The following is a 23,227-nucleotide window of genomic DNA, read 5'->3' as shown; positions in this document are numbered from 1 at the left end:
AAAGCGTTTTTATATTGGGATGATAAATTCTGATTTCATGGCATAATGGATGTGATGAATATGCTCTTTCATAGAGTCCACAGCTTGGAGGAAAAAGGATAATGGCTGCCTATATTTTGCGTCGCCTTGCTCTGATGATTCCAACCATTCTGGGTATTATGCTCATCAGCTTCACCATCATCCAATTTGCGCCGGGCGGGCCTGTAGAACGCATTATAGCCCAGCTCCAGGGGCATGATGTCGGCGCAACCGCAAGATTTGCAGGCGGGCAATCTGAAATGAACAATCTCTCCGGCGGTAATTTTGACGGGGGAAGTAAATATCGGGGCGCTCAAGGTCTGGATCCAGCTTTTATAGAAGAGCTAGAAAAACAATTCGGTTTTGACAAACCAGCGCATGAACGCTTCCTCATTATGATTGGTGATTATGCACAATTTGATTTTGGCAACAGTTTCTATCGAGATGTGCCGGTCGCCCAATTAATCGCTGAAAAGCTCCCTGTCTCCATCTCACTGGGGTTATGGACCACACTTATCACCTATCTCATCTCCATCCCGCTGGGCATCGCTAAGGCCCGCCGAAGTGGTAGCAGTTTTGATATTTGGACATCCGGCGTGATTATTGTTGGCTATGCTATTCCGGGTTTTTTATTTGCTGTTTTGCTCATTATCCTTTTTGCGGGGGGGAGTTATTTTGACTGGTTCCCCTTACGGGGTCTGACTTCTGATAATTTCGACAGCCTTTCCACCGGCGGTAAAATTCTTGATTATCTCTGGCATATTTCTCTACCTGTGCTTGCCATGACCATTGGCGCTTTCGCAACCACTACATTGCTAACCAAAAATTCATTTCTGGACGAAATTTCAAAACAATATGTCACCACCGCACGCGCCAAGGGGCTGAGTGAAGGAAAGGTGCTTTATCACCACGTTTTTCGTAATGCCATGCTAATCGTCGTAGCGGGTTTTCCGGGGGCTTTTGTCGGCGCATTCTTTACCGGTTCACTGCTTATTGAAACGATTTTCTCACTCGACGGGCTTGGACTCTTATCTTACGAGTCCATTATTAATCGCGACTATCCAGTTGTATTCGCAAATCTCTATATTTTTGGCCTAGTGGGTTTAATTATCACCCTGCTATCCGACCTGACTTATGTGCTGATGGATCCGCGCATTGACTTTGAAAGCCGCGAGACATGAGGAAACTTCAGCTAAATTTGTCTCCGATTAATCAACGGCGTTGGGAGAGTTTTAAAGCCAACCGCCGCGGCCTGTGGTCACTACGGATATTTCTGGTCATGTTTCTTGTGACCTTATGTGCCGAATTTATTGCCAATGATAAGCCGCTTATATTGCGTTATGACGGGTCGCTTTACGCACCGGTTTTCTTTAGCTACCCCGAAACCGCTTTTGGTGGAGATTTTGAAACCGAGGCTGATTACAGAGACCCCTATGTTAAAAAACTGATTGAAGATAAAGGGTGGATACTCTGGCCACCGATTAAATATTCCTACAACACAATCAATCTCGATCTTACTGTTTCCGCCCCTGCACCACCAAGTGGTGAAAACTGGCTGGGTACTGACGATCAAGGGCGGGATGTGCTGGCGCGGCTGATTTACGGTTTTAGAATTTCTGTCTTATTCGGCCTGTCACTCACCATATTTTCATCTCTTATTGGCATCGCAGCTGGCGCGGTTCAGGGCTATTTCGGGGGATGGACGGATTTGCTGTTCCAGCGGTTTATCGAAATATGGACCAGCGTCCCTTCTCTATATTTACTCATTATCATTGCCTCGGTCATAGAACCCGGTTTCTGGATACTTCTCGGCATATTATTGCTTTTTTCATGGGTATCACTGGTTGGTGTTGTCCGTGCTGAATTTCTGCGTGCCCGTAATTTTGAATATGTACTCGCCGCCCGCGCGCTGGGTGTCGGTACATTCACGCTCATGTATCGCCATCTTCTACCTAATGCAATGGTGGCAACACTGACTTTCCTCCCCTTCTTGCTTAACGCCTCTATCACGACACTAACATCTCTGGATTTTCTGGGTTTTGGCTTACCACCCGGATCACCATCTTTAGGAGAATTGCTGGCGCAGGGTAAGGCCAATCTACAAGCACCATGGCTTGGATTGACTGGTTTTTTCACCATCGCCTTTATGCTGTCTTTGTTGATATTTATTGGCGAAGCCGTCCGGGATGCCTTTGACCCGAGAAACACAATCGCATGACAGATTTACTCAAAATTGAAAATCTGACCATCGGTTTCCATAATCAGGGACAGGAAACCCGCGCCGTCTCAAATGTGTCTTTTTCAATAGCACCGGGTGAAACCGTTGGGCTGGTTGGCGAAAGCGGTTCGGGCAAATCCGTTTCAGCTCTATCTATTTTAAAACTTCTACCACCTTCTGCACGCATCAGTCAGGGGGTTATCAGTTTTGAGGGCAGAGATATTTCAGGTCTTGATACAACCGCCTTAAAAAACCTTCGCGGTAATGACATCGCCATGATTTTTCAAGAACCAATGACCTCACTGAACCCGTTACATAGTATTGAAAAACAAATCTCCGAATGTCTGGAAATTCATGGCGACAATCTAGACCCAAAAACAGGCCGCACCCAAATACGAACCCGCGTGCTGGATTTGCTGCATAAAGTTGGCATTCCAGAAGCTGAGAAACGGCTTTCTGCACTACCCCATGAACTCTCAGGCGGGCAACGCCAAAGGGTTATGATTGCTATAGCACTCGCCAATAATCCCAAATTGCTGATTGCAGATGAACCAACCACCGCGCTTGACGTAACAGTGCAAAAACAAATTCTCGCTTTACTGAAACAACTCCAGCAAGAAACCGGTATGGCCATGTTGCTGATTTCCCATGATCTCGGTGTGGTCAAACAAGTGGCTGACAAGGTATGTGTCATGAAAGATGGCGAAATTGTTGAAATAGGCCAACCCGAGCATATTTTCACGAAACCCGCGCACCCTTATACGAAAATGCTGGTTGAGGCCGAACCAAGCGGTCAACCCGACTTGATTGACGAAGAGGCGGCTGAGACTATTTTGGCCGCACAAAATATTAAAGTCTGGTTTCCCCGCACCAAAAACTGGTACGGCAAGCCACTGGATTATGTGAAAGCGGTGGACGGCATTGACCTCTCGCTTACTGCGGGGGAGACTCTGGGCATCGTCGGAGAAAGCGGCTCTGGAAAAACCACATTAGGGCGCGCTATCGTTAAGTTAACAGGATGTGACGGGCAGATTAATTTCAGAGGGCAAGACATCGACGCACTTAAAGGTACGCCTCTTAGAAATCTCCGCAAACATATGCAGATTGTTTTTCAAGACCCGTTCGGCGCACTATCACCAAGGATGTCAGTAAGCGACATTATTACTGAAGGTCTGGACTTGCATGAGCCTGAACTCAATCGCTATCAAAAAATCTTTAAAGTTCGAAAAACGCTCGAAGATGTCGGATTAGAACCCGACAGCGCAAATCGTTATCCGCACGAGTTTTCTGGTGGTCAACGCCAACGTATCGCTATTGCCCGCGCCATTATTCTTAACCCGCGCCTTGTGGTGCTTGATGAACCAACCAGCGCCCTCGATAGATCAGTTCAAGCTCAAATTGTAACTTTATTGCGGGACCTCCAACAACAAAGAGGGCTATCCTATATTTTCATCAGCCATGACTTGAAAGTCGTCCGCGCATTGTCACATCGCGTTATGGTCATGAAACAGGGTAAGGTTGTTGAAACCGGAACAACAAGCGATATTTTTGAAAACGCCAAAAAAGCCTATACGCGCGATCTTATCAGCGCGGCATTTGACCTCTAAACACCAATAGCTGATGAACCCGAAAGACGACGGATAGATGTTATCGGTCCGTCGGTTTTCTCAATGCGCTGACAGGCACTCTCAAAATCTTCAGATACAGTTTGCATAAAACTGGCATTGGCATGAAGAAGCTGATGCGGGCTTTGCAATATCCCAACATGACCTTTCCAGAACACCAAATCGCCGCGCTGGAAATCTTTTTTAATTTCTTGACCAAGCGTGGCTTCCTGCATGTAAGTGTCTCTCTGGCAAGCATATCCAGCTTGCATTAAAGAAAGCTGCACCAGCGCCGAGCAGTCCAAGCCAAGGCTTTCGCGTCCGCCCCATAAGTAAGGGGCGTGAAGAAACATCTCGGCAACCGCAACATAATCATCCGCATAATCACCTTCGGCAGAAATATGCGCACTGATAATCCAGCCCGTCGCTTCATCCTGCCCACCATCTTCAATATGAGAAAACCGTCCTTCATGTTTGGTTACATTTAAGCGCGCACCCATAGAAATGGCCATTACGGGACGGGATTTAATATCCGGCTCACGGTAAACAAAACTGCGTGGCACACGCACAATATGGTTGGTCTCATAATAAGGTTGTAGATCGCCTGACAGAACATAACCGACATAATCATCTATCAAAGATTGCCCCCAAGCCCAATTCCCACGTTTTTCATAAACACGAAAACCTTCGCCAAAAAGAAGTTGGGTATCCATCATGGCAGCATCTGCCGGACTCCGCCGCAGAGCTGTTACTGGCGCAGAAACACAATAAGGCTCGCCATCAACATATTTCGAAGCCTTCACTTCGCCCCTCAAATGCGATGCAGCGAGATCATCTCGCCATGGGCTTAAGCGTGGATCAGGTTTGCTGTCACCGCCCATACCTTTGCTCCAACATTCGGAAAAGCGCACGCATTCCTTGGGCTTCTCCACCAACAGGCCGCCCGGGGCTTGATTTAGGATTCCACGCATAAATATCGCAATGAATCCAATCGGTCTGTGCATCAACAAATCTGGACAAGAAAAGCGCTGCCGTTATGGCTCCCGCATGGGGTCCATTGCTGATATTTCTAACATCCGCAACACGACTAGACAGCCAATCATCATATCCGGCCCAGAGCGGAAGACGCCACATCGGATCACTTTCGGCATGCACCGCCGCTTCCAGATCATTCGCAAGCGCATCCTGACGTACAAAAAACGGGGCAACTTCAGGTCCTAAAGCAGTTCGCGCGGCGCCGGTCAATGTTGCCATATCGATAATTAAATCAGGTTGCTCACTCTCGGCCTCTGTCAGCATATCTGCCAGAACAAGCCGCCCTTCTGCATCCGTGTTACCAATTTCAACTGTCATGCCCTGCCTGCTTGGCAGAATATCACCCGGGCGGAAAGCTTCAGGGCCAATGGCATTTTCAACGGCCCCAATCAAGACGCGCAAATTAACATCGAGACCACATTGCATCACAGCCCTAGCAAGACCGAGAATATTTGCAGCACCGCCCATGTCTTTTTTCATGAGATCCATATAGGAGCCGGGTTTTAAGTTTAGTCCCCCGCTATCAAAACAAACGCCCTTGCCAACAAGCACAAGTTTTTTACCTTCGGGATTACCCCAGCGTATATCAATGAGCCTTGGCGCTTCATATGCCGCCCGTCCTACCGCATGTATCAGCGGATAGTTAGCTTCAACAAGTGCATCCCCGGCAATGACTTCGATTTCAGCATTGAATTTTTCAGCCAAATTACGTGCAGCCATTTCAAGTTCAATCGGCCCCATATCTGCCGCAGGGGTGTTGATAAGATCCCTGACCATAAAGACTGCCGCGCCTAAAGCCTGAATTCTATCCAATCGGCTATCTTTAGGTAGAACAAGTTGTGGCGCTTCAAAATCTGGTTTTTGGGGCAGATACGTGTCAAAGTGATAAGTACCAATCAACCACGCATGTGCTGCAAGTTCCATATCACCGTTATCAAGTTCATGGGCAAGTCTGTAAACGCCAGATGGCAAAGCTTTTGATAAAGCGCCGAGGGTAAAAATATCCACTTCTACGCCCTGCCCCAGCAAAACCGCCTCAACGCCACCAGATTTATCCGGCAGAAGCAGAATTTCACTGTGAGCAGCTTTGAAATGATTGGTTTCGACCCATGCAGCTTGTTTGCCGGCATGTTCCTCTAGCCAGCCCTTAAGGCTTTGCTTAGTTAAGAGATATATCGGACATGCCGGACGGCCTTTATCAACTATAAAAAGATTTTCCAAATCAAATCCGCCTTTATTAAGTGTTGCAAGATTGACCGACAATAACGGGCTACGTCAATAGACAGTTTGCTTGTCCATAGCGACATATTAATCTAACATAAGTTTACCGGGGGTCCGTGCAGATTTAAATTCTGGCCGGTGAGATGATACCCTTTGAACCTGTTTACGGGTAATGCCGCTGCAGGGAGTGTCTTTCTTAAGCGACCCGGCAATCTGCCTATTTAGGCTCATCGTAAGGAATTTAAAATGTCGGAAGCTCGCTCATCCAAAAACTCTGATTTTGCCGCTGAAAAAGCACTTGTTGATAAAGCCGCTATTGCGCATTTACCCAATAGCGAGAAGATATATATCACCGGCTCGCGCGCCGATATTCAGGTTCCTATGCGTAAAATTTCACAATCGGAGACGCCTACAGATATGGGCGGTGAAGAAAACCCCCCAATATTTGTTTATGACACATCCGGTCCATATACAGACCCAAATGCTAAAATCGATATACGTAAAGGGCTCGCTCCACTCCGCCAAAAATGGATAGAAGATCGTGAGGATACCGACTATTTAAGCGGGCCGACCTCAAAATATGGTCAGGAACGACTAGCAGATGAAAAACTTGCTGCTCTTCGTTTTGATCTAACGCGCCAACCGCGCAAGGCGAAACAAGGGCAAAATGTCACGCAAATGCACTATGCCCGAAAAGGCATCATAACGCCTGAGATGGAGTATATTGCCATCCGCGAAAACCAGAACCGCGCCGCTTATCTTGAGAGTTTGGCGGCGACTGGCGAGCGCGGGGCGCGCATGGCCAAAATGATGGCGCATCAACATCCCGGCGAAAGCTTTGATGCAGCTCTGCAAGACGAAATCACACCGGAATTTGTCCGTGATGAAGTCGCCAGAGGCCGCGCAATTATTCCGGCAAATATTAACCACCCAGAGAGTGAACCAATGATTATCGGTAGGAATTTTCTGGTAAAGATTAACGGTAATATTGGTAACTCCGCTGTCACCAGTTCCATTGGTGAAGAAGTTGATAAAATGACATGGGGTATTCGCTGGGGTGCTGACACAATTATGGATCTATCAACCGGAAAGCACATTCACGAAACCCGTGAATGGATTTTGCGCAACGCACCCGTACCTGTTGGCACAGTACCAATTTATCAGGCGCTTGAAAAAGTGGACGGGCGCGCTGAGGAACTGAACTGGGATATTTTCCGTGATACGCTTATTGAACAAGCCGAACAAGGCGTGGATTATTTCACCATCCATGCCGGTGTATTATTACGGTATGTCCCGCTAACAGCAGAGCGTATGACAGGCATTGTTTCCCGTGGCGGTTCCATAATGGCAAAATGGTGTCTTGCACATCATGAAGAGAGTTTTCTCTATACACATTTTGAAGAAATCTGCGAAATTATGAAAGCTTATGATGTGTCTTTCTCCCTTGGTGACGGTTTGCGCCCCGGCTCTATTTGGGACGCAAATGATGCCGCGCAACTAGGTGAATTGGAAACACTGGGCGAGTTAACCCAGATTGCATGGCAACATGATGTTCAGGTGATGATTGAAGGACCGGGGCATGTGCCTATGCAACTCATCAAAGAAAATATGGATAAGCAACTGGACTGGTGTGATGAAGCGCCATTTTACACACTCGGCCCATTAACAACGGATATCGCGCCCGGTTATGACCACATCACCTCTGCCATTGGTGCGGCTCAAATCGGTTGGTATGGCACAGCCATGCTGTGCTATGTCACACCAAAAGAACATCTGGGCCTGCCCAATAAACAGGATGTGAAAGATGGCATTATTACCTATAAGCTAGCGGCACATGCAGCTGATTTGGCCAAGGGTCATCCCGGGGCGCAAATCAGGGATAATGCTTTGTCAAAAGCCCGTTTCGAATTCCGCTGGGATGATCAATTTAACCTGTCGCTTGACCCGGATACGGCAAGATCTTTCCATGATGAAACTTTGCCGAAACAATCCATGAAAGTGGCACATTTCTGTTCCATGTGTGGTCCGCATTTCTGTTCTATGAAGATCACGCAAGATGTGCGCGATTATGCGGCGAAACTCAATATGTCTCCCGAAGACGCGCTCTCCGCGGGCATGCAGGAAAAATCGACAGAATTCAAGATTGGTGGCAGTCAGGTCTATAAGAAAATCTGATTGGTTTAATTAGCTTGAGTCATTTGACAACATCATATGGATTGACCGAATAACGATAACTTAAACGTTAAAATACTTTTGAAAATTTTTCTAATCTCAAAAAAAGGTTCATATCCACATGCGAACACTTGCTTTGTAAACTTCAAATTTTTCTCCAAATAAATCCTTCATAGCTCTTTCTTCAGGAAGAATTTGAAACAAGGTTATATAGGCCATAAAAATAAAAATAAGTGGCAGACCCAACCAGGCACCACTAAAAATGCTGGTCGCCAATAATATAAAGCACATTCCAAGATACATCGGATTACGAGTGACACTGAAAACACCAGCGGTAGCGAGGGATGTTGCCGCCTCTGGATTTAAAGGGTTAACAGTTGTTTGAAGTTTTTTGAACTCTCTTACTCCAAAGAACATAAACCCCAGTCCAATTAATAAAATTGCTAAAGAAATAAAATCTTGAAATGGAAAAGTATCTGCAGCTGCATAATTAGTGGACCAATAAATAAGTCCAATAAATATTAGCGTGACGATTGGTGGTGGAATTTTATGGTTTAAAAACATCAAACACCCTTTGAGGATAGGACTTAAAATAAATTGCTCTTAAATGAACCTAGAATGATATGGTGAGAGTGTAAAACCATTATCATTGCATATTAATTTTTATAGACTGGTGAAATAAGCATATACCAAATAGACGAAGCTTTTTTAGCAGGAATATTTCGCGTACCTATTTTCATATCTATATGGTCATAATTAGGATCAGGGCGATAAGTTCCAAATAATCTATCCCATAGGCTTAAATTAAAACCAAAATTTGTTAAAGCCTCATCGGTTTGATCGGAGTGATGTATTCTATGCATATCCGGTGTCACAATAAACCATCGCAATAAAATATCGATATTTCTTGGCATGCGAGCATTAGCATGTGTAAAAAGCGAAGAGGAACTCAATAAAATCTCAAACATAAGAACTGCGGCAGCAGAAGGGCCTAATAACAGCACTAAGATCAATTTATAGAACATAGAAAAAATTATTTCACCAGGATGAAATCTAACTCCTGTTGTGACATCAAAGCCAGTATCTGCGTGGTGTACTCGGTGAAAGCGCCAAAGAAAAGGTACTTTATGAAAAATCACGTGCTGAATATAAATAGCTAAATCTAGTAAAATTAGACTGATTAAAAAGATGGCAAACTCAGGTAAAGCTATCTGTTGCAAAATTCCAAAGCCCTTTGTCTCTAGTTGAAAAGCAAGTTCAATAGCAAGAATTGGCATTACAAGACGAAGTGCCAGCGAGTTAATTAGCATTAGCAAGAAATTCGTTAGTGTTCTATCTACACTAAATTCAGAGGATCTTTTCTTTGCTAGTAATTCCCATGAAAAAATTATTATAAAAGTACTAACAAATATTATTAGTCGGAATTGAGGTTCATAATGAAGGAAATAATCAAACATAACTCTTAATAGTTAGTATATCCCAATTTAGTTTCTAGTGATTAATCTAATTATTGCACACAAATTCCCAGCGGAATTTAATTATACTCTCACTCACTAGAACCATACCGTCACCAACTGGTTCCGGGCCGCCAACATTCATGTTGCCTTCATTAGTTTCATCCATATTTGTTATACGGTAGTTATTACGACCACAAAGCTGGGCCATTTTTTCTAGAGCGTCTAAACGTCGTTGGATAATAGTTCCTTCCAATCCCTCAACGAAACCGGCTTCGAAATTCTTTGCTATATCATTTTGATCAAGGAAATCTTTCTTAGCCGAAGCATTAGAACTACCCGATGCACAACCAGCCAGTAATGCCGCAGAAAAGGCAAGACAAAGGGGGAAACTTTTTAAAGACATCATGCATCACCTCATATTTAAATAAAAATCAATTGATTTAAATGATGATAACACTTGCAAAAAATATTCCCTATTTTTTTAAAAAAAATTTATTGTGAATAAAAAAATTTGATTAGGGAGTATGGCGGACAGAGAGGGATTCGAACCCTCGAGACGCGTTAACGCCTACACGCTTTCCAAGCGTGCGCCTTCAGCCACTCGGCCACCTGTCCCCAGAAGGTGCATTTATAGCTAGGGCTTTTGGAAAAACAACCCTAATCATCCATTTTTAATGCAGAGATAAACGCGTCCTGAGGGATGTCCACCTTACCGAATTGACGCATTTTCTTCTTACCCTCTTTCTGCTTATCCAGAAGCTTACGTTTACGTGTCGCGTCACCGCCATAACATTTAGCCGTCACATCTTTACGCAAAGCCGCAATCGTCTCACGCGCAATAATCTTGCCGCCAATCGCTGCCTGCACCGGAATTTTAAACAAATGCCGGGGGATGAGGTCTTTCAAACGTTCGCACATGGCACGCCCACGACTCTCTGCCCGCTCACGATGAACAATCGTTGACAGCGCATCAACAGGCTCTGCATTGACGAGAATGGACATCTTCACCAAATCGCCCTGCTCATAACCTGTCACACTATAGTCAAAACTGGCATAACCTTTGGTGGCAGATTTAAGTCTGTCGTAAAAATCGAAAACAACCTCATTTAGAGGCAAAGCATATTCCAGCATAGCGCGGCTACCGGCATAACTCATATTTAACTGCCGTCCGCGCCGGTCTTCACATAGCTTTAAAACCGCGCCCATATATTCATCCGGCACAAGAACTGACGCCTTAATCCAAGGCTCCTCAATATGTTCGATTTTCACAACATCCGGCATATCGGCAGGATTATGCATCTCAATCATCTCACCATCATTCATGTGCAAGTGATAAACCACAGATGGCGCAGTTGTAATCAGGTCAATGTCAAATTCGCGTTCAATACGTTCGCGGATTATCTCCAAATGCAGCAGACCAAGAAACCCGCACCGGAAACCAAACCCCAAAGCGGCACTGGTCTCCATTTCAAATTCAAAGCTCGCATCATTAAGGCGTAACTTCCCCATCGCATCGCGCAAATCTTCAAACTCACTGCTATCGACGGGAAATAAGCCACAAAATACCACCGGCTGGGATGGCTTAAAGCCCTCTAGTGGCACCTCACATGGCTGGCGATCATCCGTAACTGTATCCCCGACGCGGGTATCTGCAACTTCTTTAATGGCAGCGGTGAAAAAACCAATTTCGCCCGGACCGAGTTGGGCGACACTTTCCTGTTTCGGACGAAACACCCCCACGCGGTCTAATAAATAAGAAGCACCATTCGACATCATGCGGATTTTCTGGCCTTTTTTCATAACGCCATCAATAACCCGCACCAGCACCACAACCCCAAGATAAGGATCATACCAGCTATCCACCAGCATGGCTTTAAGCGCGGCGTCGGATGTTCCCTGAGGCGGCGGTAATTGTGTAACTATTGCTTCAAGGACCGTCTCAATGCCAATACCCGTCTTGGCAGAAATTTCTAAAGCGTTCTCAGTATCAAGCCCGATAACATCCTCAACCTGCTGCTTAACACGCGCCGGCTCAGCAGCAGGGAGGTCTATCTTGTTGAGCACAGGAACAATTTCATGATCAACCTCAATTGCCTGATAGACATTTGCAAGAGTCTGCGCTTCGACACCCTGGCTGGCATCCACTACGAGCAAAGAGCCTTCGCACGCCGCCAATGAGCGATTTACCTCGTAAGCAAAATCGACGTGACCGGGCGTATCAATTAGATTGAGGTGATACAACTCACCATCTGCGGCAGTATAATCAAGCCTAACAGTTTGCGCTTTAATCGTAATCCCGCGCTCGCGTTCCAATTCCATATTGTCCAACACCTGCTCCTGCATCTCACGATCAGACAACCCCCCCGTCACCTGTATGAGGCGGTCAGCAAGGGTTGATTTTCCATGATCAATGTGGGCAATAATGGAAAAGTTACGGATATTTTCTTGTTTGGTCATTTTCGGGTCACAATCTGTATCATTGGTGTGATATAGCACTGCGTCAGCGCACCGCCAATGCGTCAAATCATCAAATTCAAAGGGGTGTTGTTTCTGGATTATCGGCGGAGTTTCCCACCTGTTACCTTTTCTACAGCTTGAATAATTTTATCTGCAACCGCCTCAATTTCAGCATCGGTCAAGGTCGCTTCCATCGGACTAAGCGTAACTTCAATCGCAAGCGATTTCATGCCCTCTCCCAGCGCACTTCCACCTTCGGAGGCACCCATAAAAGCATCAAATAGAACGATATTTGAAATCAATTTTTTATCTGCACCTCTTGCTGCTTTAATGAGCTTATCGGCAGGTAAATCAGCGGCAACTTCAAATGCAAAATCACGACGCACAGCTTGGTAAGGTGACAAAGACAAAACGGGTTTGCTGCGCGAAGGTTTCTTCTTGGGCATTGGAATTGCCATTGGAAAAATTTCACAAACCATAACTGGCCTATTGAGATCAAAGTCTTTCAGCAACGCCGGATGCAATGCCCCGAAGCGTGCTAAGGGCGTTCGCGGGTCACGGCACACAATGCCTGACTGACCCGGATGATACCAGTCGGGCGTATCGCGCAAAACCTGCAGGGACTCAGCCTGAACACCATAAGCAGACAACAAGGTTAGTACATCAGCCTTAATATTAAAAAGATTAAGAGGTTCGGCCTTACCGGACCAGTCCCGCGGTTTCACATGACCATATCTGAGTGCGGCAACAACCGTTTCTTGCGCGCCTGGCGTAGCACCCGAGAAAACCTGCCCAACTTCAAACAAACCAAAATCCGACAGCCCGCGCGCGACATTACGTCCGGCGGCGTGCAACAAGCCAGGTAAAAGCGATGGGCGCATATTGGACAGTTCTGAAGAAATCGGATTGGCGAGTTTCAAATCTAGATGTCCACCAAATTTTAAAGCGTCCGTTTCGGCAATGAATGACCATGTAACGGCTTCCGTCAGACCAGAACCAGCCATAACCCGACGCGCTAATGCGGTGCGCGTTTGTTGTGGAGTTTGTATGGCCTGAGTGATATTTGCGTCACTTGATAATGGCACGCTCGGCACATTATCAAGACCATAAATGCGGGTGACTTCCTCAACAAGATCGGCGGAACCATGCACATCCGGACGCCAGCTTGGCGCTTTCACTTTCCATTTTTTATCATGACGGGTGACGTCAAAACCAAGTCGAAGAAGAATATCCTCAATATTGTCGTCAGTTAAATCAATTCCAGTTAGTGATTTCACGCGCCCAGGGTCAAACGCTATTTCTTGTTGCTTGTCCGGCACATCACCAGCTTTTATTAAAGATGACACCTCACCGCCGCAAAGTTGCGTGATCATCTGAACCGCCTGATCCAGACCAGACAAAACTGTTTGAGGATCAACCCCGCGCTCAAAACGGTAACGTGCATCGCTGTCTATACCGTGGCGGCGGCCTGTATTTGCAACGGCGACAGGCTCAAACCAGGCACTCTCAACCAAAACTTCAGTTGTAGCCTCACGCGCCCCGGACTCAAGCCCCCCCATAACACCACCGAAACCCAAAACGGATTTATCATCGGCAATGACGCAATCATTCTCATTAATCTCATAGCTTTCATCATCAAGCGCGGTGAATTTTTCACCTATCTGGCCTGCCCGCGCCATAACCGTACCGGAAAGATAGGTCACATCGTAAACATGTAAGGGGCGCCCACGATCAAAAGATATGTAGTTGGTAATATCAACAAGCGTATTAATCGGACGTTGCCCAATCGCCTGCAATCTGGCTGATAACCAATCTGGGGACACACCATTTTTCAGACCGCGTATAACGCGTCCGGCAAAGACAGGACAATCCGGCGTCGTGACGCTAATATTAATTTCGCTTTCAAAATCCGATTGGGCTGGCTGAACCGTATCGGCCTTGAGCGAACCCAGACCCGCCGCCGCAAGGTCACGGGCTATACCACGCACGCCGAGGCAATCAGGGCGATTAGGCGTAATAGCGATTTCAATCACCGGATCAATTGGAAATCCGTTATCCCCCAACGCTTCCGCCGCCGGCGTACCAACGACAGCAGTTTCTGGCAATTCAATAATGCCGTCGTGATCGTCAGACAGTTCCAACTCAGCCAGTGAACACATCATACCGCGACTTTCAACACCACGGATTTTAGCCTTTCCCAAAACCATGCCACTGGCAGGAATAACCGCGCCTTCATTAGCAAGAATACCTTTAAGGCCAGCATGGGCATTAGGCGCACCACAGACCAGCTTTTGTTCTCCCTGACCACTCTTAACCGTACAGATTTTCAACCGGTCAGCATCCGGATGTTGTTCAGTTGACACAATTTCTGCCACTTCAAAACCTACAAGTTTTGCGGAAGGATTGATGACTTCTTCAACCTCCAAACCGATGCGGTTCAAAGTATCGCAAATCATGTCCAGATTGGCGTCGGTTTCAAGGTGGTCATGTAACCAGTCGAGCGTGAACTTCATCTAGATCCCCTCATCAACTGAGAGGCCGCGTTGCAAAGTCGGCACATTCAAAGCGGAGAAACCATAATGACGAAGCCATCGTAAATCAGCATCGAAAAAGGCTCTGAGATCCGGCATACCATATTTCAGCATGGCAAGACGGTCTATACCCATACCAAAGGCAAAGCCCTGATAAACCTCGGGGTCAATGCCGACATTCGTTAAAACATTCGGATGTACCATGCCGCAACCTAGAATTTCCATCCAGTCCGTGCCTTCACCAATACGAATTTCATTGCCCGCCCTTGCACATTGCACGTCAACTTCCATGCTCGGTTCAGTAAAGGGGAAATAACTTGGGCGCAGTCTCAACCCAACGCCATCCACCTCGAAGAAAGCAGACAGGAAAGTCTCTAAAACCCATTTCAGATGACCGAGATGTGTATCTTTGTCGATAACCAGCCCCTCAACCTGATGAAACATAGGCGTGTGCGTTTGATCACTGTCACAGCGATATGTTCGTCCGGGTGCAATAAATCTGAATGGTGGCTCACCAGCTTCCATTGTGCGAATTTGAACAGGCGAGGTATGCGTCCGTAGCAGCAGCCTCTCACCATCTTCATTTTCTTCAAAATAGAATGTGTCGTGCATCTGGCGCGCAGGGTGCGACTCGGGAATATTAAGCGCTGTGAAATTATGGAAATCCGTTTCCACATCCGGCCCTTCGGCAACCGAAAAACCCATATCCGCAAAAATCGTGACGATTTCTTCCGTGACCTGGCTGATAGGATGAAGACGCCCATCCGACAAGGCCCTAGGTTGCACTGGAAGCGTGACATCCTCTGTTTCAGCCGCCAGTCGGATATTAAGCGCTTCTATCTCCAAAGAAGATTTACGATGATCCAAAGCTTGTGACAATGTCTGCTTTAAGCCATTTATAATCGGCCCTTGTTCTTGGCGCTCTTCAGCCGTCATGCCACCAAGACTTTTTAAAAGTTCGGAAACGCGACCTTTTTTTCCAAGCGCAGCAAGACGCACTTCCTCAAGCTCCGAAAGCGTGGAAGCGTTTTCTATAGCAGCCAAAAACTCTTTTTCGAGGCTGGCCGGATCTGTTGCTGGATCAGCCATAGCTTCTTTGTCGTTGCTTATTGCAACGCTCCGCGGGCTTTCTCAACCAGAGCTTCAAAAGCAACCGGCTCATGAACAGCCAGATCCGCAAGAACCTTACGATCAATTTCGACGCCGGATTTGGTCAGACCGTCAATCATACGCCCATAAGTCAGGCCGTGTTGACGCGCAGCAGCATTTATCCGCTGAATCCAGAGGCTACGAAAATTGCGCTTGCGGACACGTCTATCACGATAGGCATATTGCCCCGCCTTGGTAACAGCCTGCTTGGCAACTTTAATGGTATTTTTACGACGTCCATAATAACCTTTGGCTTTATCAAGGATTTTTTTATGACGTGCGTGGGAGGTAACTCCGCGTTTTACTCGTGACATATCAAACTCTCCTATCAGCCATATGGCATATATTTTTTAACGGTACGGGCGTCCGGTGAGGACAATGTATCCGTGCCGCGCAAATTACGGATTTGCTTATTGGAACGTTTAATCATGCCATGGCGCTTGCCTGCCTGACCGGCTTTAACTTTACCGGAGGCGGTGAGCTTAAAACGCTTTTTGGCACCACTCTTGGTTTTCATTTTGGGCATTTTGCTCTCCTAATATACGGCGACCACATGATATAACGACGTTATAAAGATATAGCCTTACCGGGTTTGCATTTCGGACAGACACGGCAGCCCTTCAGCCGGACCGTCCTGAATGACGTTTTATACCCGTCTGGCAAGAGATTGCAAGCCCCTGATGACCCCTTAAACTTCAGTAAAAGGAAGATGATTGATGAAAACGCGCATTATTGCTCATCGTGGCGGTGCAAGCTTATGGCCTGAAAACACGCTTATGGCATTCGATCAGGCTTTAAGGCTTGGATGCGACGGCATGGAGCTGGATTTACAACTTACAAAAGATGATGTGTTGGTTGTTCATCATGATGCCACTCTCCGCGCTGACTCGACTCGTCGGAACGGTGAGTGGTTACCTGAAGCTTTTCCACCCATGAAGCTCGAAGACCTGACATGCAAAGAATTGGCAAATTTTGAGGTAGGGGTTTGCCGCGACCATTCCGAAATTCGTCAAAAACACCCAGAACGCGGAGATTTTCAGGGTCTTCACGTCCCTAAATTTTCCGAAGTACTGGAAATGAATGCCACTTATGAGAAAACGCCCTTCTTAATGGCTGAAATCAAAACAGAAGGGGCGGCAACCTCCAATGCGGCCTGCCGCAACCGTACTGGCATATTTGCCCACCAGATTGTAGACATAAACCCGGAAAATATCGTTACTTTATGTTTTGATTGGCGGTGTCTGACACATTTGGCAAGCTTGCTGCCCGACACGCCGCTTGGTTTCACCACCCTGCCTGTTTCTCGCCAGGAGGATGCCGGAAAAGCAACGACTTTGATTAAGCGTCACATTGAAAAGATGAATGAGTTGGCAACAAAAGCAGGTACAAAATCACATCTGAACGCTTGGAATGCGTGGTATGGCGACATCACCGCCGAAACCGCCGCTTTCGCTCATAATCAAGGTCTGGCGATATATGCCTGGACTGTCAACACAGCTAACGAAATGAAACGGCTGCACGACCTTGGAGTAGACAGCATAATAACCGATCGTCCGGATATCGCTTTAAAAATAGGACAGTGGGCCAGTGAGGAAAATTAGCGCGGCGCAAGAACCATAACCATCTGACGGCCTTCCATTTTAGGGGCGGCTTCAACTTTAGCCTCTTCCTCAAAATGATCGCGTACGCGATTAAGCACTTCCATGCCAAGTTCATGGTGCATCATTTCACGTCCGCGAAAGCGCATTGTGACTTTGACCTTGTCGCCAGCAGTTAAAAACTTATTCACACTTCTCATTTTGACATCATAATCATGCGTGTCGATATTCGGACGCATTTTGATTTCTTTGATATCAACTGTCTTTTGCTTTTTTCTGGCTTCGCTGGCTTTTTTCTGGTTCTGATATTTCAGCTTGCCGTAATCAATTATCTTGCATACAGGTGGGGATGTATTCGGGGAAACTTCCACGAGATCAAGTCCAGACTCTTCAGCTACCGAAAGCGCATCTTCCAATGAAAGAACACCTCTTTTTTCACCAGCAGCATCAATCACCATAACTTCGGGGTGGGGAATCATATTGTTAACACGAGGTCCCTCTCGGGACGGAGGTGCCTGTAAAGGTCTGCGAACTATCTTTCAATCTCCTCTGATGTTTCAGCAAATATGTTTGAATGTTTAGGCGACCTGACAAGGAAGTCAAGCAGGATAAGATGTATTGTGCCACATAGGTCGGGGCAAAATGAAAAACCTCAGCCATGAATACCCACTTCTGTTTGCCGCTTGATGAGGTTGGTAAACGGCTTCAAACCGCCGCCATGAAATGCGGCGTAACATTGCAATTAAGCCAAACGGTCCCAGCCGTTCCAACCACCAGACCTCATCGGCAAGTGCCACATGATTTTTTTGCCGGGGTAAAGCCAATACGGTAACAGAATTTATGTTCGCATCATCCAAAAAGCGTGTGATGGTCGACTCTATCTCAGTATCAGGAAGGTCAAGAAGTATGACCAATACGCCCCCAGGCTCTTTAAGTATCCGACGCTTAGCAGATTGATTATGCGCCATGATAATCGCGAATAACTAACTGATATATTTGCAAAGTTTGCACGCACATTTTTTCGGTCGTAAAATTTTCCATAACCCACAGGCGTGCCGCCTGACCGATAGCGGATAACGCATCATGACTTAAACTTGTTACAGTTTGCAATTTGTCAGCGAGGGCATCCACATCACCTGACGGCACACGCCAGCCAGTCCGATTGGTATCGCTGTCATATAGCGCATCATCCTCTCTTACGGTTTCACGAAACCCACCTGCATCCGATACAATCACTGGCAAAGTTGCCGCTTGAGCTTCTACCGCCGTACGCCCAAAAGGTTCAGGGTCAAGAGACGGGAGAACAGCCAAATCGGCAACGGCATAAGCTAGTGGCATATTTGCAACATGCCCGGCAAAAACCAGCTTTTCACTCAACCCGGCCTCCAAAGCGCGTGCTTTCAACTCTTTCGCAAAGCGACTTTCTGCACCGGTTTTATCGGATGTATCCCCTGTCAGTATCAAACGAAAATTGCCGGGCAAACGCGCCACGGCATCCAATAAAACCATTTGTCCTTTCCAGCGTGTCAATCGTGCAGGGCACAGAATGACAAATTCGCCATCCTGCACACCCCATGCCGCACGTTGCTTTTTGATGTCAGCATCAGAAATATGCGCCGGGTCAAATCGGGCTGGATCACAGCCGCGCGGGATAATCGCAATTTTTTCAGATGCAATCTTGTGAACTGCTCTGATGCGCGCAGCAGTAAATTCAGAATTAGCAATCACCCGCACACCTCTGGTCATGACTGAGTTGTATAGAATTTTTAACTTCGGGTTATCATGCACTTTGCTGTGATAAGTCGCCAGATAAGGCTTACCAATTTTTTGCGCCGCCCATAAACTGGACCAAGCCGGAGCACGAGAACGAGCATGGAGAATATCGATATTCTGTTCCTCAGCAATCCGAGCCAACCGATTGATATTTTGATAAATAATAAAGGGGTTTTTGGATGCAACAGGCGCGTTAATTATCTCGCCCCCCGCCGCAATAATTGAATCTGATAACTTTCCGCCTTCACTGACAACGACCGACCTGCCTCCCGCCGCCGTAAGAGCTTTAGTAATTTCCAGCGTCGTTGCTTCAGCCCCGCCACCGTCAAGACGCGGAATAATTTGCAGGATATTTGGTGCTGTGCCAGTAATAGAAGTCATAACTTTCTATAACATGTATCATCGACCAGTGGACACGCTTTAAATGCCAGAAGATATGCCAAATCACAAAGATGATGATCTCGTAAATGATACGAGTGTCAAATTCCTTGACCGGGCAATTGCCGACCATCACGAAAACATCAAAAATTTTAGAACAGCTTACAGGCAACAAAAAGGGAGTAATCCGGGGCCGGGCGTCGTTTTTCTTACCGGCTTTAAATCCGATATGGATGGATCAAAAGCGGAAGCTCTTGCCGCATGGTGTGCATCTGAAAAACGAGACTTTTTACGCTTTGATTATTTTGGTCATGGTCGGTCAGAAGGTGATTTTATTGACGGCACGGTCTCGCTTTGGCGGGAAGATGTATTCTCTATCATTTCGGAACTTACCAACGGCCCACAGATTATCGTTGGCTCCAGTTTTGGGGGTTGGCTGTCTCTCATGGCAGCTTGCCAAAAACCACTCAATATCGCCGCGCTTGTTCTTATCGCACCGGCTGTGGATATGACAGATAAATTAATGAGATTGCGTTTCGATCAGACCATGTTGAAAGAGCTTGATAGCAAAGGCGTCTGTTACATGCCGTCAGATTATGATGATGAAGGCTATCCCATCACCAGCAACCTGATTGAGGATGGTGCAAAATATCTCATGCTTGAAAAAGGTATCGAATTTGAAGGTCCGGTGAGAATATTGCACGGACGCTTGGATGACTCAGTGCCTTGGTCTTTATCTCTCGAACTCGCCGGCGCTTTGGAAAGTAAGGATGTAGAGATTACTTTTGTCGAACAGGGTGACCACAGCCTTTCAGAGCCGGAAAACATTACCCTGCTAACGTCAACACTGTCGCGGCTATGCGACCAGATACAGCTATAAAACCTAATATGTCCCACTTTCCCAGAGCGCTGACAGGCCAGCGCGATAATCGGGGTATTCTAAAGATACACCGAGTTCCTCTTTAATTCTGTTATTACGGATACGCTTATTTTCTCCATAAAAGCTCCGTGCCATTGGGCTCAGTTCAGCCGTCGCAAAATCCTGCAATGCCGGGGGGGAAACACCCATGAGTTCGGCAGCATAGGTAACAACATCCTGTGGCGGCGCTGGTGTATCATCGCAAACACTATAGGCACGTCCGGCATTGGGGTTTGCCATTGAGGCTTCAAGGATACGCGTAATATCTGCCAAATGAATTCTAGAAAAAACCTGCCCCTGTTTCACAACGCGGCGTGCCGTTCCGTTTTGTAACGCACGTAGACTGTTACGCCCTGGGCCATAAATCCCCGCCAGCCTGAAATAATGCATCGGCAAACCAGTCGCCGCCCATTGCGCTTCCGCCGCAACCCGTCGCTGCCCACGTTCACTCAACAAGCCAGCAGGTGTTTCCTCATCAATCCATGCACCTTGATGATCACCATAGACACCGGTTGTAGAAAGATAGCCCACCCATTTTATTTGGTCTTGAAGAGCCGCCAATGCCGCCCCAGCAAAATTTAAAACCGGGTCACTGCCATCTTGTTCAGGCGGCACCGAAATCAAGATATGATCAGCTTTACCTAAATCAGTAACCGTTACTTTTTTTCCTGACAGCAAGACAGGGCGAATACCCGATGCTTCCAGCACAGCTGCTTTTTCTGATGTCCGGCAGGTTGCAGAAACCTGCCATCCTTGCTTTATCAATTTGGCAGACAAATAATCCGCACAATAGCCCAACCCGAAACAAAAGAGATTCATAACCAGAACTCCCATTCAGCCCGCACAGTTTCATCCATCTCCTGAGCGGAAACAACACCTGATGAGGAGTCAGACAAAACATTGGTCGCTCGGGATTTCATGTCATCAGCGGAAAGATATTGGCCAAGCGCCCAGACCGCCATGCCACGCACAAGCGGTGCCGTATCCGCCAAGCGGCTTTCTATGGCTGTGAGATATTTTAATCTCTGCGCGTTGTTTGCCGCCCCCGCCGCATTACCAATAGCAATTAAGACATTGCGCACAAATCTGTCCCGCCCTGTTCGTTTAATGGGCGAGGCACGAAACAAAGCTCGAAAATTGGTGTCATCCAATTTCACAAGCGTTAACAAATCAGGCGCCGTAAGCTCTGTACGCGCGTGCAATTTGGCTTCCCGGCTGATAGAGGCATATTTATTCCACGGGCAAACAGTTAGACAATCATCACAGCCATAAATATGGTTGCCCATTTTAGAACGAAACTCGAGCGGGATTTGAGATTTAGCCTCAATCGTCAGATAAGAAATACACCGCCGCGCATCAAGTTTATAGGGTTCGGGAAACGCGTCAGTGGGGCAAATGTCGAGACACGCCGAACAGCTCCCACAGTGATCAATTTCAGGCGTGTCTTTTGGCAAATCAGAAGTGGTGAAAATACTCCCAAGAAAAAGCCACGAACCAAAAGTACGAGAGACAAGATTTGTATGCTTGCCTTGCCACCCTAGTCCGGCGGCTTCCGCGAGTGGTTTCTCCATAATTGGCGCTGTATCGACAAATACTTTCACTGCCCCGCCGGTTTCCTCAACAAGCCGCCGCGCCAGCTTTTTCAATTTCTTCTTAATGATATCATGATAATCATGCCCACGCGCATATACGGAAATCACACCCTTTTCTTTGACCTCCAACGCATCCAGCGGATTGGTGTCAGGGCCATAATTCATGCCAAGCATAATGACGGTTTTTACATCGGCCCAAAGATTAAGTGGCGCTTCTCGTCGTGTCTGGTGTGTCTCCATCCAATCCATATCACCATGTCTTCCCGCACTGATAAATTCATGCAGGCGTGTCGCGGCCTCGGGAATGGCATCAGGGCTGACAAAACCAACGGCATCAAATCCTTCAGCATGAGCTATATCTCTGAAAAGACGCGTCAGGTCTTCAGGTGCATCAATATGCGCGTGGTTTTCAATCTTAGAAGTCAAGATCAGTATAATGGCTCGCCGGGCGAAGACCGGCAAGGTGATCGGATAACAGGCTGCGGAAACTTGGACGTGACTTCAGTTTGGCATACCATTCACGGGCATCAGGCCATTCGCGCCATACAACATCACCCGTATAATCAAGACAGGATAAATGCGCCGCCGCAGTGATATCGGCAAGGCTCAATTCCTGTCCGGCGAGCCAGTCGCGTTGCGAGAGAAGATAGCAAATATATTCAAGATGTATTTTGAGATTATGCAAACCGATTCTGACATTTTCCATATCAGGCGTGCCGCCACCCTGTTCATGGTTCATGAAGCGGCGATCAATTTTTTCATGGATAATCAGACTGCCCACCTCTTTATGAAACTTATCATCAAACCAGGATATTAAACGTCGGACTTCCGCACGCCCCAGACCGCTATCGGGAAAAAGTTTGGCAGCACCTCCTTTTTCTTCCAGCCATTCTGAAATTGCATAATGACCTGCAATCGTCCCCACCTCACCTTCGAGTACGGGCACTTCGCCGGAGGGGTTAAGCATCAAGAAATCCAGACGCCGCTCCCATGGTCGTTCCTCAACCATATCGGCAGCGAATTTTTTCTCACCCATGATTAAGCGGATTTTCCGAGAAAACGGACAAAGCGGATTATGAAAAAGGGTCGCCATAAACTTCACCAG

Annotated in this window: 22 protein-coding genes and 1 tRNA gene; 6 read left to right on the top strand and 17 right to left on the bottom strand. The window is 46.9% G+C overall.

The features are described from left to right. Positions 1-101: 101 nt before the first annotated feature. From RS24_RS08350 to RS24_RS08340, 3 genes are read left to right on the top strand one after another with little or no spacing between them, the layout of a single operon-like run. On the top strand, positions 102-1,199 hold the full coding sequence (locus RS24_RS08350; protein ID WP_021777769.1) for a microcin C ABC transporter permease YejB: 1,098 nt from the start codon (positions 102-104) through the stop codon (positions 1,197-1,199). After that, on the top strand, positions 1,196-2,236 hold the full coding sequence (locus tag RS24_RS08345) for an ABC transporter permease (RefSeq protein ID WP_021777768.1): 1,041 nt from the start codon (positions 1,196-1,198) through the stop codon (positions 2,234-2,236). The genes RS24_RS08350 and RS24_RS08345 overlap by 4 nt, the downstream gene beginning before the upstream one ends. Further along, positions 2,233-3,843, top strand: coding sequence for an ABC transporter ATP-binding protein (locus RS24_RS08340; protein WP_021777767.1), 1,611 nt, complete (start codon positions 2,233-2,235; stop codon positions 3,841-3,843). Before RS24_RS08345 ends, RS24_RS08340 begins: the two co-directional genes overlap by 4 nt. On the opposite strand, the gene RS24_RS08335 is transcribed toward RS24_RS08340, so the two are convergent. Both RS24_RS08335 and RS24_RS08330 read right to left on the bottom strand, forming a co-directional pair. Next, positions 3,840-4,721, bottom strand: coding sequence for a C40 family peptidase (locus RS24_RS08335; RefSeq protein WP_021777766.1), 882 nt, complete (start codon positions 4,719-4,721; stop codon positions 3,840-3,842). The two genes, RS24_RS08340 and RS24_RS08335, sit on opposite strands and share 4 nt — an antisense overlap. After that, positions 4,711-6,138 (bottom strand): leucyl aminopeptidase family protein, encoded by a 1,428-nt coding sequence (locus tag RS24_RS08330; protein ID WP_021777765.1) that lies wholly within the window; start codon positions 6,136-6,138, stop codon positions 4,711-4,713. Before RS24_RS08330 ends, RS24_RS08335 begins: the two co-directional genes overlap by 11 nt. Before the next feature lie 204 nt (positions 6,139-6,342). Between RS24_RS08330 and thiC the strand changes: the two genes are divergently transcribed. Then, positions 6,343-8,271, top strand: coding sequence for a phosphomethylpyrimidine synthase ThiC (gene thiC, locus RS24_RS08325; RefSeq protein ID WP_021777764.1), 1,929 nt, complete (start codon positions 6,343-6,345; stop codon positions 8,269-8,271). Between the two features lie 108 nt (positions 8,272-8,379). Here the strand turns inward: thiC and RS24_RS08320 are convergent, their stop codons facing one another. From RS24_RS08320 to rpmI, 9 genes are all read right to left on the bottom strand, one after another. Next, the gene (locus RS24_RS08320; protein WP_021777763.1) at positions 8,380-8,832 is read right to left on the bottom strand and encodes a methyltransferase family protein; all 453 of its coding nucleotides are present in this window, start codon (positions 8,830-8,832) and stop codon (positions 8,380-8,382) included. A gap of 92 nt (positions 8,833-8,924) precedes the next feature. Continuing rightward, on the bottom strand, positions 8,925-9,725 hold the full coding sequence (locus tag RS24_RS08315) for a sterol desaturase family protein (RefSeq protein ID WP_021777762.1): 801 nt from the start codon (positions 9,723-9,725) through the stop codon (positions 8,925-8,927). A gap of 46 nt (positions 9,726-9,771) precedes the next feature. Continuing rightward, positions 9,772-10,131 carry a hypothetical protein gene (locus RS24_RS08310; protein ID WP_038300808.1) on the bottom strand — a complete coding sequence of 120 codons (360 nt, stop codon included), beginning with the start codon at positions 10,129-10,131 and terminating at the stop codon, positions 9,772-9,774. 119 nt (positions 10,132-10,250) lie between these two features. Beyond that, positions 10,251-10,340: transfer RNA gene (locus RS24_RS08305), tRNA-Ser, on the bottom strand. 42 nt (positions 10,341-10,382) lie between these two features. Next, positions 10,383-12,182 carry a translation elongation factor 4 gene (gene lepA, locus RS24_RS08300; protein WP_021777760.1) on the bottom strand — a complete coding sequence of 600 codons (1,800 nt, stop codon included), beginning with the start codon at positions 12,180-12,182 and terminating at the stop codon, positions 10,383-10,385. A gap of 98 nt (positions 12,183-12,280) precedes the next feature. Next, the gene (gene pheT, locus RS24_RS08295) at positions 12,281-14,695 is read right to left on the bottom strand and encodes a phenylalanine--tRNA ligase subunit beta (protein WP_021777759.1); all 2,415 of its coding nucleotides are present in this window, start codon (positions 14,693-14,695) and stop codon (positions 12,281-12,283) included. Beyond that, positions 14,696-15,802, bottom strand: a complete 1,107-nt coding sequence (gene pheS / locus RS24_RS08290) for a phenylalanine--tRNA ligase subunit alpha (RefSeq protein ID WP_021777758.1) — start codon at positions 15,800-15,802, stop codon at positions 14,696-14,698. Between the two features lie 17 nt (positions 15,803-15,819). Further along, positions 15,820-16,176, bottom strand: coding sequence for a 50S ribosomal protein L20 (gene rplT, locus RS24_RS08285; RefSeq protein WP_021777757.1), 357 nt, complete (start codon positions 16,174-16,176; stop codon positions 15,820-15,822). 14 nt (positions 16,177-16,190) lie between these two features. Beyond that, a complete protein-coding gene (rpmI, locus tag RS24_RS08280; protein WP_008518754.1) occupies positions 16,191-16,388 on the bottom strand; it encodes a 50S ribosomal protein L35 in 198 nt (65 codons plus the stop codon). 190 nt (positions 16,389-16,578) lie between these two features. On the opposite strand from rpmI, the gene RS24_RS08275 reads away from it, so the two are divergent. Then, the gene (locus RS24_RS08275; protein ID WP_021777756.1) at positions 16,579-17,463 is read left to right on the top strand and encodes a glycerophosphodiester phosphodiesterase; all 885 of its coding nucleotides are present in this window, start codon (positions 16,579-16,581) and stop codon (positions 17,461-17,463) included. On the opposite strand, the gene infC is transcribed toward RS24_RS08275, so the two are convergent. The 3 genes from infC to RS24_RS08260 all read right to left on the bottom strand — a co-directional run bounded on the left by infC (position 17,460) and on the right by RS24_RS08260 (position 19,614). Further along, complete coding sequence (infC, locus tag RS24_RS08270; RefSeq protein WP_038300807.1) at positions 17,460-17,996, bottom strand: translation initiation factor IF-3; 537 nt, start codon at positions 17,994-17,996, stop codon at positions 17,460-17,462. The two genes, RS24_RS08275 and infC, sit on opposite strands and share 4 nt — an antisense overlap. Positions 17,997-18,059: 63 nt before the next feature. Continuing rightward, complete coding sequence (locus RS24_RS08265; protein WP_021777754.1) at positions 18,060-18,428, bottom strand: hypothetical protein; 369 nt, start codon at positions 18,426-18,428, stop codon at positions 18,060-18,062. Continuing rightward, entirely contained in the window at positions 18,418-19,614 is a 1,197-nt protein-coding gene (locus RS24_RS08260) for a glycosyltransferase family 4 protein (protein ID WP_021777753.1), read from the bottom strand. Before RS24_RS08260 ends, RS24_RS08265 begins: the two co-directional genes overlap by 11 nt. A gap of 43 nt (positions 19,615-19,657) precedes the next feature. On the opposite strand from RS24_RS08260, the gene RS24_RS08255 reads away from it, so the two are divergent. Further along, on the top strand, positions 19,658-20,491 hold the full coding sequence (locus RS24_RS08255) for an alpha/beta hydrolase (RefSeq protein ID WP_021777752.1): 834 nt from the start codon (positions 19,658-19,660) through the stop codon (positions 20,489-20,491). 3 nt (positions 20,492-20,494) lie between these two features. Here the strand turns inward: RS24_RS08255 and RS24_RS08250 are convergent, their stop codons facing one another. Genes RS24_RS08250 through RS24_RS08240 form a run of 3 tightly spaced genes read right to left on the bottom strand, consistent with a single transcriptional unit; the run spans position 20,495 to position 23,215 of the window. Beyond that, entirely contained in the window at positions 20,495-21,349 is an 855-nt protein-coding gene (locus tag RS24_RS08250; RefSeq protein ID WP_021777751.1) for an SDR family oxidoreductase, read from the bottom strand. Next, a complete protein-coding gene (gene queG, locus RS24_RS08245; protein WP_420885952.1) occupies positions 21,346-22,551 on the bottom strand; it encodes a tRNA epoxyqueuosine(34) reductase QueG in 1,206 nt (401 codons plus the stop codon). The genes RS24_RS08250 and queG overlap by 4 nt, the downstream gene beginning before the upstream one ends. Continuing rightward, entirely contained in the window at positions 22,538-23,215 is a 678-nt protein-coding gene (locus RS24_RS08240; protein WP_021777749.1) for a glutathione S-transferase family protein, read from the bottom strand. Before RS24_RS08240 ends, queG begins: the two co-directional genes overlap by 14 nt. Positions 23,216-23,227 lie beyond the last annotated feature (12 nt).

Origin of the sequence: Candidatus Micropelagos thuwalensis, from assembly GCF_000469155.1 — a bacterium.
Taxonomy (GTDB): domain Bacteria; phylum Pseudomonadota; class Alphaproteobacteria; order RS24; family RS24; genus Micropelagius; species Micropelagius thuwalensis.
The sequence above is the reverse complement of the archived record's forward strand: the minus strand, read 5'-3'. Positions and strand labels throughout refer to the sequence as shown.